At 46.8% G+C, this 17,210-nt stretch carries 15 protein-coding genes; 10 read left to right on the forward strand and 5 right to left on the reverse strand.

Annotated elements, in window-relative coordinates:
- The first annotated feature begins 106 nt into the window (after positions 1-106).
- Positions 107-1,405 carry an anaerobic C4-dicarboxylate transporter gene (locus ACRC53_RS09555; RefSeq protein WP_438643200.1) on the forward strand — a complete coding sequence of 433 codons (1,299 nt, stop codon included), beginning with the start codon at positions 107-109 and terminating at the stop codon, positions 1,403-1,405.
- A 75-nt stretch (positions 1,406-1,480) separates the two neighbouring features.
- Here the strand turns inward: ACRC53_RS09555 and ACRC53_RS09560 are convergent, their stop codons facing one another.
- Positions 1,481-2,926: a hypothetical protein gene (locus tag ACRC53_RS09560; protein ID WP_438643201.1), complete on the reverse strand. Its 1,446-nt coding sequence runs from the start codon at positions 2,924-2,926 to the stop codon at positions 1,481-1,483.
- Positions 2,927-3,321: 395 nt separating this feature from the next.
- On the opposite strand from ACRC53_RS09560, the gene cutA reads away from it, so the two are divergent.
- From cutA to phaC, 8 genes are all read left to right on the forward strand, one after another.
- On the forward strand, positions 3,322-3,666 hold the full coding sequence (gene cutA, locus ACRC53_RS09565; RefSeq protein WP_438643202.1) for a divalent-cation tolerance protein CutA: 345 nt from the start codon (positions 3,322-3,324) through the stop codon (positions 3,664-3,666).
- Positions 3,642-5,471: a protein-disulfide reductase DsbD gene (locus ACRC53_RS09570; protein ID WP_438643203.1), complete on the forward strand. Its 1,830-nt coding sequence runs from the start codon at positions 3,642-3,644 to the stop codon at positions 5,469-5,471. The genes cutA and ACRC53_RS09570 overlap by 25 nt, the downstream gene beginning before the upstream one ends.
- 95 nt (positions 5,472-5,566) lie before the next feature.
- The gene (locus tag ACRC53_RS09575; protein ID WP_438643204.1) at positions 5,567-6,235 is read left to right on the forward strand and encodes a response regulator transcription factor; all 669 of its coding nucleotides are present in this window, start codon (positions 5,567-5,569) and stop codon (positions 6,233-6,235) included.
- Positions 6,236-6,268: 33 nt separating this feature from the next.
- Entirely contained in the window at positions 6,269-6,886 is a 618-nt protein-coding gene (locus ACRC53_RS09580) for a MarC family protein (protein ID WP_438643205.1), read from the forward strand.
- A 389-nt stretch (positions 6,887-7,275) separates the two neighbouring features.
- Positions 7,276-8,883, forward strand: coding sequence for a bifunctional phosphoribosylaminoimidazolecarboxamide formyltransferase/IMP cyclohydrolase (gene purH, locus ACRC53_RS09585; protein WP_438643206.1), 1,608 nt, complete (start codon positions 7,276-7,278; stop codon positions 8,881-8,883).
- Between the two features lie 150 nt (positions 8,884-9,033).
- Positions 9,034-10,362: a phosphoribosylamine--glycine ligase gene (gene purD / locus ACRC53_RS09590; RefSeq protein ID WP_438643207.1), complete on the forward strand. Its 1,329-nt coding sequence runs from the start codon at positions 9,034-9,036 to the stop codon at positions 10,360-10,362.
- Positions 10,363-10,788: 426 nt separating this feature from the next.
- Positions 10,789-11,145: a phasin family protein gene (locus tag ACRC53_RS09595; protein ID WP_438622188.1), complete on the forward strand. Its 357-nt coding sequence runs from the start codon at positions 10,789-10,791 to the stop codon at positions 11,143-11,145.
- Between the two features lie 64 nt (positions 11,146-11,209).
- Positions 11,210-13,069, forward strand: coding sequence for a class I poly(R)-hydroxyalkanoic acid synthase (phaC, locus tag ACRC53_RS09600; protein ID WP_438643208.1), 1,860 nt, complete (start codon positions 11,210-11,212; stop codon positions 13,067-13,069).
- A gap of 107 nt (positions 13,070-13,176) precedes the next feature.
- On the opposite strand, the gene hupA is transcribed toward phaC, so the two are convergent.
- The 4 genes from hupA to nudC all read right to left on the reverse strand — a co-directional run bounded on the left by hupA (position 13,177) and on the right by nudC (position 16,407).
- A complete protein-coding gene (gene hupA / locus ACRC53_RS09605) occupies positions 13,177-13,449 on the reverse strand; it encodes a nucleoid-associated protein HU-alpha (RefSeq protein ID WP_438643209.1) in 273 nt (90 codons plus the stop codon).
- 212 nt (positions 13,450-13,661) lie between these two features.
- Positions 13,662-14,267 (reverse strand): YjaG family protein, encoded by a 606-nt coding sequence (locus ACRC53_RS09610; RefSeq protein WP_438643210.1) that lies wholly within the window; start codon positions 14,265-14,267, stop codon positions 13,662-13,664.
- A 181-nt stretch (positions 14,268-14,448) separates the two neighbouring features.
- Complete coding sequence (gene hemE, locus ACRC53_RS09615; RefSeq protein WP_438643211.1) at positions 14,449-15,513, reverse strand: uroporphyrinogen decarboxylase; 1,065 nt, start codon at positions 15,511-15,513, stop codon at positions 14,449-14,451.
- Positions 15,514-15,594: 81 nt separating this feature from the next.
- Positions 15,595-16,407 (reverse strand): NAD(+) diphosphatase, encoded by an 813-nt coding sequence (nudC, locus tag ACRC53_RS09620; RefSeq protein ID WP_438643212.1) that lies wholly within the window; start codon positions 16,405-16,407, stop codon positions 15,595-15,597.
- 123 nt (positions 16,408-16,530) lie between these two features.
- Between nudC and rsd the strand changes: the two genes are divergently transcribed.
- Positions 16,531-17,013 (forward strand): sigma D regulator, encoded by a 483-nt coding sequence (gene rsd / locus ACRC53_RS09625; RefSeq protein ID WP_438643213.1) that lies wholly within the window; start codon positions 16,531-16,533, stop codon positions 17,011-17,013.
- Positions 17,014-17,210 lie beyond the last annotated feature (197 nt).

A 17,210-nucleotide genomic window follows, 5' to 3' on the forward strand; every position in this document is an offset into this window, starting at 1 on the left:
TCGAACATTGACTAAAGCCGGCTTCTGCCGGCTTTTTCTAGTTCAGTTGGTGTCGTGTTTACATGGAAGGATTTTTTGTTAACGACACCCCTTGGAGAAAAATAACATGATGTGGATGGAACTTGCCGTTGTCCTTATCGGCATATTTATTGGTGCACGAATTGGTGGTATTGGGATCGGTTTTGCCGGTGGTTTAGGTGTTATCGCGCTGGCACTAATGGGCGTAAAACCCGGCAATATCCCGTGGGATGTGATCCTGATTATTATGGCCGTTATTTCGGCTATCGCAGCAATGCAAGTTGCTGGCGGTATGGATTATCTGGTCAGTGAAGCAGAAAAAATTCTGCGCAAACACCCAAAGCAAATTACGTTTCTCGCACCACTCGTCACCTATTTTATGACGCTGTTGGCAGGTACTGGCCATACTGCGTTTTCTACCCTGCCGGTTATCGCTGAAGTCGCGAAAGAGCAAGGTATTCGCCCGTCTCGTCCACTCTCTATCGCAGTGGTCTCATCACAAATTGCGATTACCGCCTCCCCCGTTTCTGCTGCTGTGGTCTTTTTCTCCGGCATCATGGAGCCTTTGGGTGTTAGCTATCTGCAAATTCTGGGTATTTGTATCTCAACCACTCTGCTGGCGGTGATCTTAACCTCATTTGTAACGAACTTCCTCGGCTGTGAACTGAAAGATGATCCGGTTTATCAAGAGCGTTTAGCAAAAGGCCAGATTAAACTGCGTGGCTCACAAGCCATCACACTGCTGCCAGGTGCTAAACTTTCTGTGGGTCTGTTCCTGCTGGCGATCATTGCGGTTATGGCTTATGCCACTGCGATTTCACCGACCGTGGGTCTGATTGAAAATCCGGTCATGCCGCGTAACGATGCGATCATTGCCTTTATGCTGACCGCCGCAACAGCCATTACTGTACTGTGCAAAATTGACTCAAGCAAAATTGTGAATGCTGCAACCTTCAAATCTGGCATGTCTGCTTGTATCTGTGTGATGGGTGTTGCGTGGCTCGGTGATACGTTTGTCTCAGCGCACATTGAAGGCATCAAAGAGACCGCAAGCTCAATTCTGGCACAATACCCATGGATGCTCGCTGTTGTGCTGTTCTTTGCTGCAATGCTGCTATATTCACAAGCGGCCACAGCCAAAGCACTGATCCCCGCGGCATTGATGTTAGGTGTTAGCCCAGTGACTGCAATTGCCTCTTTTGCTGCAGTATCAGCACTGTTTGTATTGCCAACCTATCCAACTCTATTGGCTGCCGTTGAGATGGATGACACTGGCTCTACCCGTATTGGTAAAGCTGTCTTTAACCATCCATTTATGATCCCAGGCGTGCTGTGTATTAGTCTATCAGTGATGTTTGGTTTTATTATTGGTGGTATGGTTCTGTAATTTCAAAATACATCTCTAAAATAACAGCCTACTGTTATCACTATTAAGCACTCGCAAGGGTGCTTTTTTATTATTTTAACTTAATTGACGCATTGTCTCTCGAAGCATGACGCATAAGCCTTGGTGATTTTCGACCATTTTTTTTATTTTTAATGGTAAAGCACAACATTTTCCTTTCTTCAAGAAAAAATCACTCTTCTTTTTATATTGCTCTTTATAATTATTAATATCACTCTGTAATGGCTTTATACTCTCATGCAGAGCCTCAAAGTCTGATTTAAAACCTGCTATCAACGATGCAAATATGTAACAGCTTTTATCTTCATCACACTGGAAAAGCTTAACTAATGCTGGATAAAAATGCTTTTCGACCCAATCAACTTGTTCATCGAGTTTTTCAGCTAAGACAGTTAAGGTTTTTATATCCACATACTCATTAGTGATATATTGATAGTGTTTAATTTTTTCATCAGAAAAATAGTGGAAAACACCATTTGAATTTTCCATCAAGCTATTTACGTTATCATCAATAAACTCAGTCATTGCTTTATGCAAGCTTTTTATATTAGCGTAAACATACGAAGAGATACCAGACGAATTAATATTTTTTAATTGATCTTTTGTATTATAAACAAACTCGTCAACATCTAACCAATCACTCAACTCTACAATAAAAACTCTACTACCCTGATGGTACATTACCTGACACTGTCGAATAAATTCATTTTTTATAATGTCAAATACACTGCTGCATATTCGTTTTATTTTACCGTATACCACATCACCATTAATCAATAATTCAGCACGATAAACTTTAGGAATAAATTCATACTTAACCAAGGAATAATCACTACCGCGCTCAAATCTTAGCTGATAAAGTTCATTACGTTTACTCTCATTTTCCAGATCAAGTAAGAGAGAACATATTTCATTTAATGGTTCGATATCTGTATTAACTGAGCAATGACTAACCTCTCCATTATTACATCGTGAGGTATACTCTGCATCATTATTTCTATTATTTACTTCATCTAAAAGAAAACGATTAATCAGCACCTTTATTTTACTGGAAAACTCACACAACTCCTGCTTTCGAAGCACTCCATTATAACAAAAAAGCTCTCTTATTTTTTCATATACAATAGACTCATCTTTAACTGCCATCGTAAACAATGGGTGATTTTGATAACGAAAGCAAACATCTACCAAATCATCAGCTCTTCTAGTATAAACAAGATTATAGTTTTCAACACACTCATATTTCGTCAACTGCATTAATGTAAGATAATTATCTAGTTTCTCTAACTGTGTGATATCGCTGTCATCCTCTATATGAACATTTATTTTATGATAGAGCACCTTTAGCTCACTGAGCGTGCTTTTTTTATTTAGAAAAAGGCTAAAAAATGACAAGAACCACTCAAGCCACGACTGTTCTAATTGTAGCTTCTCTCCATTTAATATACTACTTACATGCTCTAATGGTAATTTAACACCTGATTGTGCGATTATCACTGCCATGGTATTACCCACAAAATATCTATATACTCAAATAAGACCACGTTCTATGAATATAAGATAACCTCAAAAAACATACTACCCGTAAAAATACTTAGCTTTTAATCTCACCAAATAAATAATCCTCTGATAAATTGTATTGAGTGAATGATTTTTCTTAACTACTACTTACTGCTCCCTTGCTCTGTCATTTACACACTCTACTGACTGAATACTGAATTAGTATTGCCTGTGGTATCTTACCGTTTTTCTTAAATCAACACCTACAGTACAATCAGCCCGTCGCAAAAAATTGTGTTCATGGTAAAAACACATACCCCATATCGCAATTTGCTTAACGTAATGATACTCATAACTACAACACCGCGCTTATTCGCCATTTTGAAGGGAAGTAAAGCATGACAACCACAGCCAAAATAGTGCTCTGCACTGTTCCCAATAATCTGGACGCTGATAATCAAGAGCAACAGACTGCGCGCGATATCGCACAAACACTGGTCAGCGAACGTTGGGCGGCCTGTGTTAATCTGCTGCCTACCATGCAATCAGTGTATCGTTGGCAAGAAAAGATCGAAGAGAGCAGCGAAGTTCAGCTGCTGATAAAAACCGATCAACCCCATCTCGATGGCCTGATGCAACGCCTTCGTGAACTGCACCCCTACCAAACACCAGAAATACTGGTTATCGATATCGCACACGGTGACAAGGAGTACCTGACATGGCTCAGCGCCTGTTTACATTGATTTTACTGCTGTCACTTTGCAGCACCGCCAATGCAATCAATCTGTTTGCACCAAAAAGTCAGGGGTTTGTACCGGTAGACAGCGCCTTCCCGTTTGATTTTAGCCAGAAAGGGGATCAACTCTCGCTCAACTGGCAGGTTAAAGAGGGCTACTATCTCTACCGTCATCAATTTAAAGTCACCGCGCACAATGCAACCTTAGGCGAATTTACCCTGCCAGCAGGTAAAGCACACCGCGATGAATTTTTTGGTGAAGTGCAGATATTCACTCAACCGCTGCAATTAACCCTACCCATTTTGCAGGCAGACAGTAACGCCACACTTGATGTCAGCTACCAAGGGTGTGCCAGTGCCGGATTTTGCTATCCACCAGAAACACGCAGCATCCCACTACAACTTGTACAGGCTGCATCAGCAGAAATACCACCACAAGCCCCCCGTACTGCAGCGCCAGTCTCTGATGTTGATACATCAACCGCCTTTGCAACTCCCGATCAAACCACAGTATCAACCTCTGTTGAACAACCCGAACAAGAGCGTTTAGCCGACCAACTGGCAGCAAACCGCTGGACACCGCTGCTGTTTTTTATCCTCGGTATCGGTATGGCCTTTACGCCCTGCGTACTGCCAATGTTCCCCCTGCTCTCAAGCGTGGTACTTGGCGGAGGCCAGCGGCATTCGCACCGTCGGGCCTTTATTCTTGCCATGGCATACGTACAGGGCATGGCCCTGACCTACACCCTGCTCGGGCTGGTGGTTGCCGCAGCCGGATTACAATTTCAGGCCGCGCTGCAACACCCGTACGTACTGATTGGCTTATCCATACTGTTTGGCTTACTGGCCCTTTCAATGTTTGGCCTGTTTAGTCTGCAACTGCCAAGCAGCCTGCAAACTCGCCTCACACTACTCAGTGGTCAACAACAAGGTGGCAATATTCCGGGTGTATTTCTGATGGGTGCGATTGCCGGGCTCATCTGCTCCCCCTGCACCACCGCACCACTGTCTGGCGCGCTACTGTATGTCGCCAACAGCGGCGATCTGCTGACCGGTGCCGTCACCCTCTACCTGCTAGCATTCGGTATGGGCCTACCGCTGATCGGCATCGCCTTATTCGGCAACCGCCTGCTACCGAAAAATGGCGCATGGATGACCCATGTCAAAACTGGATTTGGCTTCCTACTGCTCGCCATGCCGATTGTCCTGCTCTCACGCTTACTGCCTGAACTCTGGGTTGCCCGCCTGTGGAGCATACTGGCTGTCAGCGGTGGCGGCTGGCTGCTATTTATCATCCCTGCCCAGCGCACCGTACAAATATTACTCAAAGCGGCCGTGCTGTTGGCCGTCATTATCGGCGCAAAACCGTTACAAGAGTGGGTTTATGCCCCGTTGCAAACGACAGCATCACTGGCATCAGAGACCTCTTCGGTACAAGCCATACCGCCAACCAAACCCTTTATTTTGGTGGATAGCCTACCGGCACTCCAACAGGCCCTGGCCGAGGCCAAAGGTAAACCGGTCATGCTCGATTTTTACGCCGACTGGTGCGTTGCCTGCAAAGAGTTCAGCAAATACACCTTCAGTGATAGGCAAGTACAACAACAGTTTAAGGATATGGTGCTGTTAAAAGCCGATGTCACCGCCAACAATCAGGCTGATAAACAGTTGCTGGAAAACCTGCGGGTCATGGGGCTGCCCACACTGCTGTTTTTTGATCGCAACGGAAATGAAATTCCACAAAGTCGCGTCACCGGCTTCATGCCCGCCGCGCCATTTTTATCGCATCTGCAAAACATCACCTCACAGTAACTTTTTTGTCGCGTGCCGCACATTTAGGCACGCGACAATTTGCACTGCAGCATGCGCATTTGCTAACGTAAAAAAAACGTTAATAGAATGATGTTATGGATAACGACTGCACGCTAATAATTGCCGACGACCACCCACTTTTTCGCGCAGCATTACAGCAAGCCTTAACCTACGGTATACCGCAGGCCACGCTGCATGAAGCTGACTCGTTGGCGGCACTGCTTAATGTGCTGGAAAATAGCGCCGATCCTGACTTATTACTGCTTGATCTCAAAATGCCGGGCAGTAACGGTTTTCACGGCCTACAAACACTACGACAACGCTATCCACTGCTGCCCATTGTCGTTATCTCTGCCAGCGATGACCCCTGTATCATTCAGCAAATTCGCCACTACGGTGCGCTCGGGTTTATCCCCAAATCAGCACAACTGCCAGTCTTGGTGCATGATATTGAGCGCGCATTGGCCGGAGACAGCATCTTCCCGCCAGATCTGGCTACTGATAACAGCACATGGCAACAACACGAACTGCACGCCAATAATCTGCAAACTCGGCTCGGTAGCCTCACCGCACAACAGCACCGTGTACTGGATATGCTTAATGAAGGTTTACTCAATAAGCAAATTGCCTATGACCTCAATGTGTCAGAAGCCACTATCAAAGCACACATGACGGCAATATTTCGTAAACTTGGCGTAAAAAATCGCACCCAAGCAGTAATCTTATTGCAACAAATCGAACTGAAATCACAAACAGAGTTATAATGGCCTCTTAAATCAGTAAACAAGGGAGCCTGTATGTTTGAATCACTGATTGTACAATTTGTTGTATTGTGGGCCGTCATTGACCCTATTGGTTCAATCCCCGTCTATTTATCAAAAACTGCCGCACTGTCAGCACAAGATCGCCGTAAAGTGGCCAGTAAAGCCATCTTAGTCTCTACCGGCATCCTGCTATTTTTTCTGATTGCAGGCCAATTTTTACTCGAAGCGATGCAAATCCCACTCAGCGCCTTTCAAACGGCCGGCGGCTTAGTATTACTGCTGTTTGCACTGACCATGATTTTTGGTGAGGGAAAACCCGATCAAGAGATGCGAATGGATTATGATATCAATGATTTAGCCGTATTCCCGATTGCCGTACCCTCAATCGCCTCACCTGGCGCTATGATGGCCGTTGTCATGCTCACCGATAATCATCGCTATGCTATTGGTGAACAGGCTCTAACTGCACTAGTAATGCTTACCGTTCTGATTATCACCTATCTGCTGCTACGCAGTGCATCTAGCATCCAAAAAGTAATAGGCCGTACGGGTGCCTCTGTTATTAGCCGTGTTATGGGGTTGATACTTGCTGCTGTTGCTGTCAATAACTTACTCATTGGGCTGCGTGACTTTTTCTCTCCACTAAGCTAATCCCAATAATACCCCACGTATTTGGGCTACTTGATATCAGTAGCCCCTATTTTCGACTTATCAGCTCTCTTTTTATATCTGACATCATCCTAACCCCCCAGCATTCTTTGCTCTATTTCCTAACCAAGCCACACTCCACGTTGTATTACCGCGATTTCACTGCCAGAACAAAAATGGTTTTGGGATAAAAAAAGATACCCACCACGCAAACGTTTTCGTTAGAATGACACCACCTTAAAAATAGAATCACCAAAAACAATTATCACGCTGATATAAAACGAACAAGTAACAAACCTCATCGAAATGAGTGCAGGCCGCTTACGCAAACCCACCACACACACGGTTTGCGTAAGCTACTTTCTGCTCACTCGAAGGGGATCTCATCAATCATGGAACAGCACCGTCCTGTACGCCGAGCACTACTCAGCGTTTCTGATAAAACGGGCATTGTAGAATTTGCTCGTGCTTTAACAGCTCGCCACATTGAACTGCTGTCAACCGGCGGAACCGCCCGCTTACTCAGTGATGCCGGATTACCGGTTACCGAAGTCTCTGATTACACCGGTTTTCCTGAAATGATGGACGGTCGAGTCAAAACACTACACCCTAAAATTCACGGTGGCATTTTAGGCCGCCGCGACCAAGACAACGCCATCATGCAGCAGCACGATATCGCCCCGATAGACATGGTCGTCGTCAACCTCTATCCGTTCGCCCAAACCACTGCCCGCAAAAACTGCACACTGGCCGATGCCATCGAAAATATCGATATCGGTGGCCCAACAATGGTGCGATCAGCCGCAAAAAACCATAATGATGTCGCCATCATCGTCAACAGCCACGATTATGATCGCGTCCTCACCGAAATGGATGCTCAAGATGGCTCACTCAGCCAAGCCACCCGTTTTGACTTAGCCATCGCCGCATTTGAACACACCGCCGCCTACGACAGCATGATTGCTAACTATTTCGGCACATTAGTTCCAGCTTATCACCACGCTTTCGGCGAAGAGAAACAACAAGCCGAACCCGCTGGCCGTTTCCCGCGCACCCTCAACCTCAATTTCACCAAAAAGCAAGACATGCGCTACGGTGAAAACAGCCATCAAGGTGCTGCGTTTTATATTGAGAATACCGTGCCACAAGGCTCAGTTGCTGCGGCAACTCAACTGCAAGGCAAAGCCCTCTCTTACAACAATATCGCCGATACTGATGCTGCACTCGAATGCGTTAAAGAGTTTGATGCCCCAGCCTGCGTGATTGTCAAACACGCCAACCCCTGTGGCGTAGCACTGGGTAGTAACCTGCTAGAAGCCTATAACCGCGCGTTTCGTACTGACCCGACTTCCGCATTTGGCGGTATTATCGCCTTCAACCGCGAGCTCGATGCCGATACCGCACAAGCCATTATCGAACGCCAGTTTGTTGAAGTGATCATCGCCCCAAGCCTTACTGCACAGGCTGCCGTGATCCTCTCAAGCAAACAAAATGTGCGCGTACTCGTCTGCGGCGAATGGGAGACACGTCAGCATGATCTCGACATGAAACGCATCAACGGCGGCCTGCTGGTACAAGATCGCGACAATGGCAGCGTCACCGCCGCCGATCTCAGCATTGTCAGTACCCGTCAGCCCACCGCTGAAGAGCTACGTGATGCCCTGTTTTGCTGGAAAGTGGCTAAATATGTCAAATCCAACGCCATTGTCTACGCCAAAGGCGACATGACCATCGGCGTTGGTGCCGGACAAATGAGCCGCGTCTACTCAGCCAAAATCGCTGGCATTAAAGCCGCTGATGAAGGTCTAGAAGTGCAAGGCTGCGTCATGGCATCCGATGCCTTCTTCCCGTTCCGCGATGGTATCGATGCCGCAGCGCAAGCCGGCGTCACTTGCGTGATCCAACCGGGTGGTTCTATTCGTGATGATGAAGTCATTCAGGCTGCCAACGAGCACGGCATGGCCATGATCTTCACCCACATGCGCCACTTCCGCCACTGATCCACCACCGTCTCTATTTCCTTTTCGGGGAGCACTTACTCCCCGAAAAACGGGTACACAACCCATACAACACCCGCGCCGTCAGATCCTCGCAATACGGCTGATCGCGCGTAATACCCAATTTATCACCCATACGCTGGAGTCTCCCGCATGCAGATCCTGATTATCGGTAACGGTGGCCGTGAACATGCACTGGCATGGAAAGCCGTACAATCCCCCCTTGTTACCCGCGTATTTGTTGCACCCGGCAATGCCGGCACTGCCCTTGAACCGGGCGTAGAGAATATCGCCATCTCCGCTACCGACATTCATGCACTGGCCGAGTTTGCGCAGCAACAGCAAATTGCACTGACCATTGTCGGCCCCGAAGCCCCACTGGTTAAAGGAGTGGTCGATCACTTCCGCGCCCATGACCTTCCTATTTTTGGCCCGACACAAGCCGCCGCACAGCTTGAAGGCTCCAAAGCCTTCACCAAAGATTTTCTCGCCCGTCATCAGATCCCAACCGCCGAATACCAAAACTTCACTGAATTAGCGCCAGCACTGGCCTATATCCGTGAAAAAGGTGCGCCGATTGTCATCAAAGCCGACGGGCTAGCTGCCGGTAAAGGGGTCATTGTCGCCATGACACTCGCCGAAGCGGAAGCTGCCGCACAAGATATGCTAGCCGGCAATGCCTTTGGTGATGCTGGGCATCGCATCGTTGTCGAAGAGTTTTTAGATGGTGAAGAAGCCAGCTTTATTGTCATGGTTGATGGCCAGCATGTATTGCCAATGGCCACCAGCCAAGATCATAAACGTATCGGGGATAACGACTCAGGGCCAAATACCGGCGGAATGGGAGCGTACTCACCCGCACCAGTGGTTACTGATGCCATTCACCAGCGCGTCATGGAAGAGGTTATTTGGCCAACTGTACGCGGCATGGCCGCCGAAGGTAACATCTACACCGGTTTTCTGTATGCCGGCCTAATGATCATGGCCGATGGCACACCGAAAGTGATTGAGTACAACTGCCGCTTTGGTGATCCTGAAACACAACCGATTATGATGCGCCTGCAATCTGATCTGGTTGCACTCTGTCTGGCCGCCGTCAACGGGCAACTCGACCAATGCCACTCCAAATGGGATCCTCGTCCAGCACTCGGCGTAGTATTAGCCGCCGGTGGCTATCCGAATGATTACCGTCAGGGCGATCTGATCAGTGGTCTCTCTGCCCCTCACTCGGCTGACAGCAAAGTTTTTCATGCCGGCACCACGCTAGACCAGCACAGCCAACCTGCAACCGTGCATACCCAAGGTGGGCGCGTACTGTGTGTTACGGCACTTGGCCACAGCGTCGCACAAGCACAACAGTGTGCTTATCAGCATATTCAGCACATTAGCTGGCCGGATATGTACTACCGCCATGACATCGGCTACCGCGCCATTGCCCGTGAACAGCAGGGCGAGTCTGCAAAAAGTTGCTGTTCAAAATGATACAATAAAAAAATGTGTTTTTAGATCGTATCAGCATATGGTTTTATCGCTGTAATAAAAAATACGTTAACGTAAGCGTAAACATTGTCATATTTAAACACAGTGGTCACTAAATAATCTCCGTTTGTCACACACTGAAGATTAATCACACCCGATAAAACCCCGTGACACCGGAATAACAACCGGTGTCACATCAAGCCTAAAAACTCACTGCACAATCTTAATTTGTATCACCAAAGCAGCCACAAAAAAATACAACCATTACGTCAACGTAAAGCTTAAAAAACGCCTAATCTCTGCCATTATTTTTCAATAAAAGCTTCGTTACTCTGAAATAGAATGCACATATAAATCGAATTACTGTGTGATGCGAAGTGATTTTCACATCATGAACAGAAGTGCGTTATTCACAAGGAGCTGAGAAATATGAGTACGGAAATTTTTAAAACTTTTGCCGATCAAGCACAGAACTTTTATGCACCGGTATACAAATACAACCAACTGTTCACCAGCAGCCTAGAGCAAATCAACAAGCTGCAACTGGCTGCAGCGAAAACCTACTCAGAGCTGAGCCTTGAGCAGATCAAAGCTGTTAGCGATATCAAAGACCCACAATCTCTGGTTGCGTTTGGCAACAAACAACTGGAAATGGTGAACAAACTGTCTAAACAAATGCTCGATGACACCCAAAAGCTGACCTCAATGAGTGAAGGCTTCAAAAAAGAGCTGGAAACCCTGAGCAAAGATAACTTGGCTAACCTGCAAGTTAACAACGCAAAATAAACCGGCAACCCGACACGCCTACGGGCGTGTCATTCTTTGATGATGGTGTTACAGGGAGAAAGCCATGGCTTCTGCAAATCAGTTCAACGACGCGCTGGATGCGCTGGCTGATCTGAACCGTAAGCTGGTTGAGCTGTACCTGTCGCGTTCCACGGCTCAAGGTCCGCTCAATCAGGTATTGATGCAGACCAACATGAACGATGCAAATCGCTTCTTTGAGCATGCACTTGAACAGCCTAACTCGCTTTTAGAGCAGCAAATCAAGTGGTGGCAGCAACAACTTCAACTTTCACAACATGCCGTATTACGCATGTTCGGTCAGCCAAGTGAACCTGTGATTACTCCCGATCGGAGTGATCGCCGCTTTACCTCCGATGAATGGCAGCAAAACGTGATGTTTGATTACCTCAAACAATCCTACCTGCTGACCACTAAAAATATTCTCGATAGCATCAATCAGCTTGAAACGCTTGATGAAGAGACCCGTAAACGGCTTGAGTTTTTCACTCGCCAATACTTATCGGCGGCCTCACCAAGCAACTATTTACTGAGTAATCCTGAGCTATTAAAAGCCACCATTGACGATAACGGCCAAAATCTGGTCAAAGGGATGACCCTGTTCGTTGAGGATATGGAAAAAAGCGCAGACACACTCAATATTCGAATGACCGATCAAAGCTCATTCCGACCGGGCGAAAACATTGCCGTTACCCCAGGTAAAGTTATTTTCCGCAACGCCCTGTTTGAGCTGATTCAATACACCCCAACCACCAGCGAGGTTCTGCAAAGACCGCTGCTGATTGTGCCGCCGTTTATCAATAAATACTATATTCTGGATCTGCAAGCCCAGAACTCATTTGTACGCTGGGCCGTTGCACAGGGCCACACCGTATTTATGATGTCATGGGTTAACGCGACCCCTGAACATAACCAAATTAACTTTGAAGATTATGTTGTCGATGGCGTACTAGCTGCACTTGATGCCATTGAAATCGCTACCGGTGAAAAAGAGGTCAACGGGATAGGTTACTGCATCGGCGGAACGCTGCTCAGTATCACCATGGCCTATCTAGCAACCCGTCGGATGAAGCAACGTATCCGAACCGGTACGCTGTTTACTACACTGCTTGATTTTGCCAAACCCGGTGATATCGGTGTATTCATCAATGAAGAGTCTGTCTCTGCATTGGAAACACAAAACCAAATCAAAGGCTATATGGATGGCCGCCAAATTGCTGCCTCTTTTAGCTTGCTGCGTGAAAATTCCCTGTACTGGAACTACTTTGTCGACAATTACCTAAAAGGTAAAAGTCCGATGGCGTTTGATCTTCTGTACTGGAATTGTGATAGCACTAACGTTCCGGGTGCCTGCCACAGCTTCCTGCTGCGTGAATGCTACCTTGAGAACAAACTGATCACCCCAGGTGGGATCTCTATCAGAGGCACAGCCATTGATTTGAATAAAATCAAGTTGCCGCTGTATTTCCTTTCCGCTGCCGAAGATCATATCGCTTTGTGGGATGCGACCTACGATGGCGCGAAAACTATCGGCAAAGATAATAACCACGTGACCTTTGTGCTGGGTGAATCCGGCCATATTGCCGGTGTTGTCAATCCACCGGAAAAAGGGAAATATGGTTATTGGGTCAACAGTGATACCAGCTTCTTCCCAAGTGAACATCAAGCCTGGCTCAATGCGGCTGAACACCACAAAGGATCATGGTGGACACATTGGCAGCAATGGATTGTCAGCCATATTCCGGAAGGCTCAAAATCGGTGGCAGCACGTGAACCTGTCGCACGTGATAACCAACCACTGCTAGGTGATGCTCCTGGGGAATATGTCAAAGTGCGGATCAGTGATATTGACTTGCTCTGGAAAGAGGTTATTGACCCGACCCCAGCAGACATTCATGTAGCATAAGCGTTTCTCTTGGTTTGCACACTACACCGTTCATTGCGTTGATGGGCAACACGACAAAAAAACGGGGTGTCATTTGACACCCCGTTTTTTATTACTACGGTCACTCATTATTTCACAGAGTCTTTCAGTGCTTTACCTGCAACAAACGCGGGTACATTAGCCTCTGCAATTTGGATCTCTTTACCCGTTTGTGGGTTACGGCCTGTACGCGCTGCACGGTGGTTCACTTTAAACGTACCGAAACCGACCAGCTGCACTGGATCACCCTCTTTTAGTGATTCAGTAATTGCAGTCAGCGTAGATTCTAGTGCTGCTTTCGCCTGTGCTTTAGACAGATCCGCTTTCTCTGCAATAGCATCGATCAGTTGAGTCTTGTTCATAGGTTGTCCTTACGTTTTATTTATCACGTTATGAGTAGTCATATAGGTTTCTTTAACCCATCTTGATTACTTCGTTATGACAAGGCAGACAGACACGACCACCTCATCAACACTCTCTCGCCCCAGTATCCATCAGGCTGATGCAAACCCATCCAACTGTAGAACAATTCCACACAGATAGGGAAGCGACAAACTTGAAATCCGGCGGTAAATCACGCTTCTCGCGTATTGCTTACCACTTCCAAACCGATATTACTCACTCCGGCCTCACGCAAGTCTGCGCGTAGCCCTTTAATCAGCTCAATATCGCGCTCTTCACACTCAAGTAGCAGACGATAAATTTCCCATTGCACATCCAATTCAGTCTGAATACTTGGTAGCTCTTTTAGCTCATCTTCCGACATATCACGGTCAGCATCATTCATCGCTAACATCGCCACGGTATTGATCGAAATCTGGCTAATGCTCAACGTGAACTCCAGCTCATCACCGCTCAATGCCGAGTGCAATAGATCACTCAGTGCCACACAAGCATCAATGGCTGGGTATACACCATACATGTCAAAATCATCAGCAACGGGGATCTGCTCTTCAAATTTCTCAAGCTGATTCTCAAAATTAACTTTTGCCCCTTTGACGGTCAGCAGTTCCCATGACAAGTCTAAAATCGTGCGATAAAGATGGGGTTGACCAAATCCGGTCGCCAGCGAGAAAGCTTGGTAGTTGGGATACATCCGCTCACACAGGCATACCATAAAAGTCTGTAGCTGCCACGGTGCAAACCGTTCTAGTCGTTTATGAATTGGATTACGTAACATACCCATACCTCTTGCTGCGTCTGCCGTGGAGTGTAACTGATCTTAGGGAATAACCAATAGGTATAAGCTAAAATCACCCTACAGATTGCTCTGATTTCCAACAATTTAGGTAATTTATCGCGTTCAATTGTGTAAACCCACCAGAGAGCAGCATACCGGTCTTTGACTCTGTTTTGGTCGTTTATCGATGGTATGCACCTGATAACTCATGCACCGCCTCAACAAACACACCCGCATGCTCAGGATCAACATCAGGATGAATACCGTGGCCTAAGTTGAACACGTGGCCATGACCTTGCCCATACCCTTGTAAAATAGTGGCGACCTCTTCACGAATACGAGCCGCTGGCGCATATAACATTGATGGGTCCATATTGCCTTGCAGCGCAACACGCTGACCAATTCGCGCACGAGCATCGGCAATATCGGTCGTCCAATCGATGCCCACGGCATCACAACCCGTATCGGAAATCGCCTCCAACCATTGGCCACCACCTTTGGTAAAGAGCGTTACTGGAACACGGCGGCCTTCATTTTCACGAATCAAACCATCCACAATTTTATGCATATACTGTAACGAAAAATCGCGATAATCACGGCCCGTCAGCGCACCACCCCAAGTATCAAATACCATTACAGATTGTGCGCCCGCGCGAATTTGGGCATTCAGATAATTGATCACGCTGTCTGCCAACTTATCCAGCAGCAAATGCAGGGTCTGCGGCTCGGCATACATCATTTTCTTAATTTTGGTAAATGCCTTGCTGCTACCACCTTCAACCATGTACGTCGCCAGTGTCCATGGGCTGCCGGAAAAACCGATCAGAGGAACTGCCCCCTCTAAGCCTTTACGGATGGTACGCACAGCATCCATCACATACCCAAGTTCCATTTCCGGATCAGGGTTCCCTATCTTCTCAACATCAGCCCGACAACGGATCGGATGATGAAAACGTGGGCCTTCGCCGGTTTCAAAATGCAGACCTAAGCCCATCGCATCGGGAATGGTCAGAATATCAGAGAACAAAATCGCCGCATCCAGTGCAAAACGGCGCAGCGGTTGCAAAGTCACCTCGCACGCTAATTCCGGATTTTTGCACAGTGACATAAAATCACCGGCCTCAGCGCGGGTTGCACGATACTCAGGAAGATAACGTCCGGCCTGACGCATCATCCATACTGGTGTGACATCGACCGGCTGACGCAGCAACGCACGTAAATAGCGATCATTTTTTAACTCGGTCATGCAGTGATCCTCGGTTCATCCGCCAAGTAGAAGTGCCCGATTGTACCACCTCCCCCAGTAGGAACGATTCCCTCATAAGGTTTAATCTTGTGCCGAATTCGGCTCTACAGCGTGATCTGCCGCACATAATAATAACGTTTGATCGATCAGCTCACGGGCCACCGTCCCTGCTGGTGGCAATAGTGGAAGTTGTTCAGCACTGAACCAGCTCGCATCAACCAGCTCAGTCGAATCAATGCACAGCTCTCCATCAGCGTAATCAGCAAAAAATGCCATCATCAGTGAATGGGGAAATGGCCACGGCTGTGACTTCACATAACGAATATGGCTAATTGCAATGCCGACCTCTTCGCGCACCTCCCGCTCAACAGCTTGCTCAAGAGTCTCCCCGACTTCGACAAAACCCGCTAACACGGTGTACATCCTATTTTGATGGCGCAAATGCTGTGCCAATAAAATCTGTTGATCTTTACGCACCGCCATAATGACACAAGGTGCAATCACTGGATAATCGCACTGCTGACAACCTGTACAACGCACCGACCACTCATCCGTTGTTTTAATCATTGGCTGACCGCACTGGCCGCAAAAACGGTGAGTATACAAAAAGTGCGTCAGTTGTACCGCACGCCCAGCCAGTTGAAACAGTTCAACCGGATTATCCAGTAGGCTACGCACGGAATGCCACTCGTCAGTAGGTTTCTCTACCCCAATTACCAGCCAAACCGGGCTCCCTTGCCATGTGCCCAGCCGGTAGTGCTGACCAGAGAGTAAGGCTAAATCCTCTGTCGTACCGTGCGGAATCTGCCCTTCAGGTAGCCATAATTGGCCGTTAAAACAGAGTAGCCACCAACTGGCAACTGAATTTGACCTTATTTCTCGTTCATTACACATAAATTGTTCTATTGCACTCCTTGCAGCTACGCTAATTTACTGGCATCTTTTATAACAAGCCTGTCACAATTTCATTCTAGACAGGTACACATGCAACTTTAAAAGTATCTGCGGAGAAAGACCATGCTCACCCCTCTAGAGAGCCACCCTGCGCCTGTCAGGGTTAATACAAAAATTATCGATCTTTGGTTGGCAGAACGTAAAGCCTTATTGATTGACTACTGCCGTCTTGCAGGTTTGCCACCGTTTCAACACGAAAAGCAGTATTTACCGACTGCCGCATCAATCTCTTTATTTTGTGCACGTTTAGTCGATTATCTCTCAGCTGGGCATTTTGAAATTTATGATCGCATCATGTCAGAAGCTGAAACCCTACCACACAGCAACATCAGCCACTTACACAGTAAAATTCACCCGTTACTGACTGAAAATACCCAAAGTATTCTTCATTTTAATGATCAATATGCAGAAATTAGTGAAGATGCAGAGTGCTTATTGGCCATAGATCAGTATCTCTCTCTTTTAGGTGAACAGCTTGAAGCCCGTTTTGCACTTGAAGATAAACTGATTAAAAGTGTCGTACTCAGTACCGGGCAAAGTTTTTAATGCCTCTTTTTGTGTAAAAATAGTGTATTGATTTTAAAAAATAATAATTCAAAACAGATCATGAATAGGAAAGTAACAAGTAAGGTATTGGTAGGCGGGCAGGAGAAGGAGTGCCTGAGTGAGCATACGCAGACGTGTTGTAACAAAATTCGTTATCAGATTACCTATAAAAAGGGCATCTTAAAAGATACCCTTTT

It is taken from the genome of Plesiomonas sp., from assembly GCF_051652165.1.
Lineage (GTDB): Bacteria > Pseudomonadota > Gammaproteobacteria > Enterobacterales > CAMTGL01 > Plesiomonas.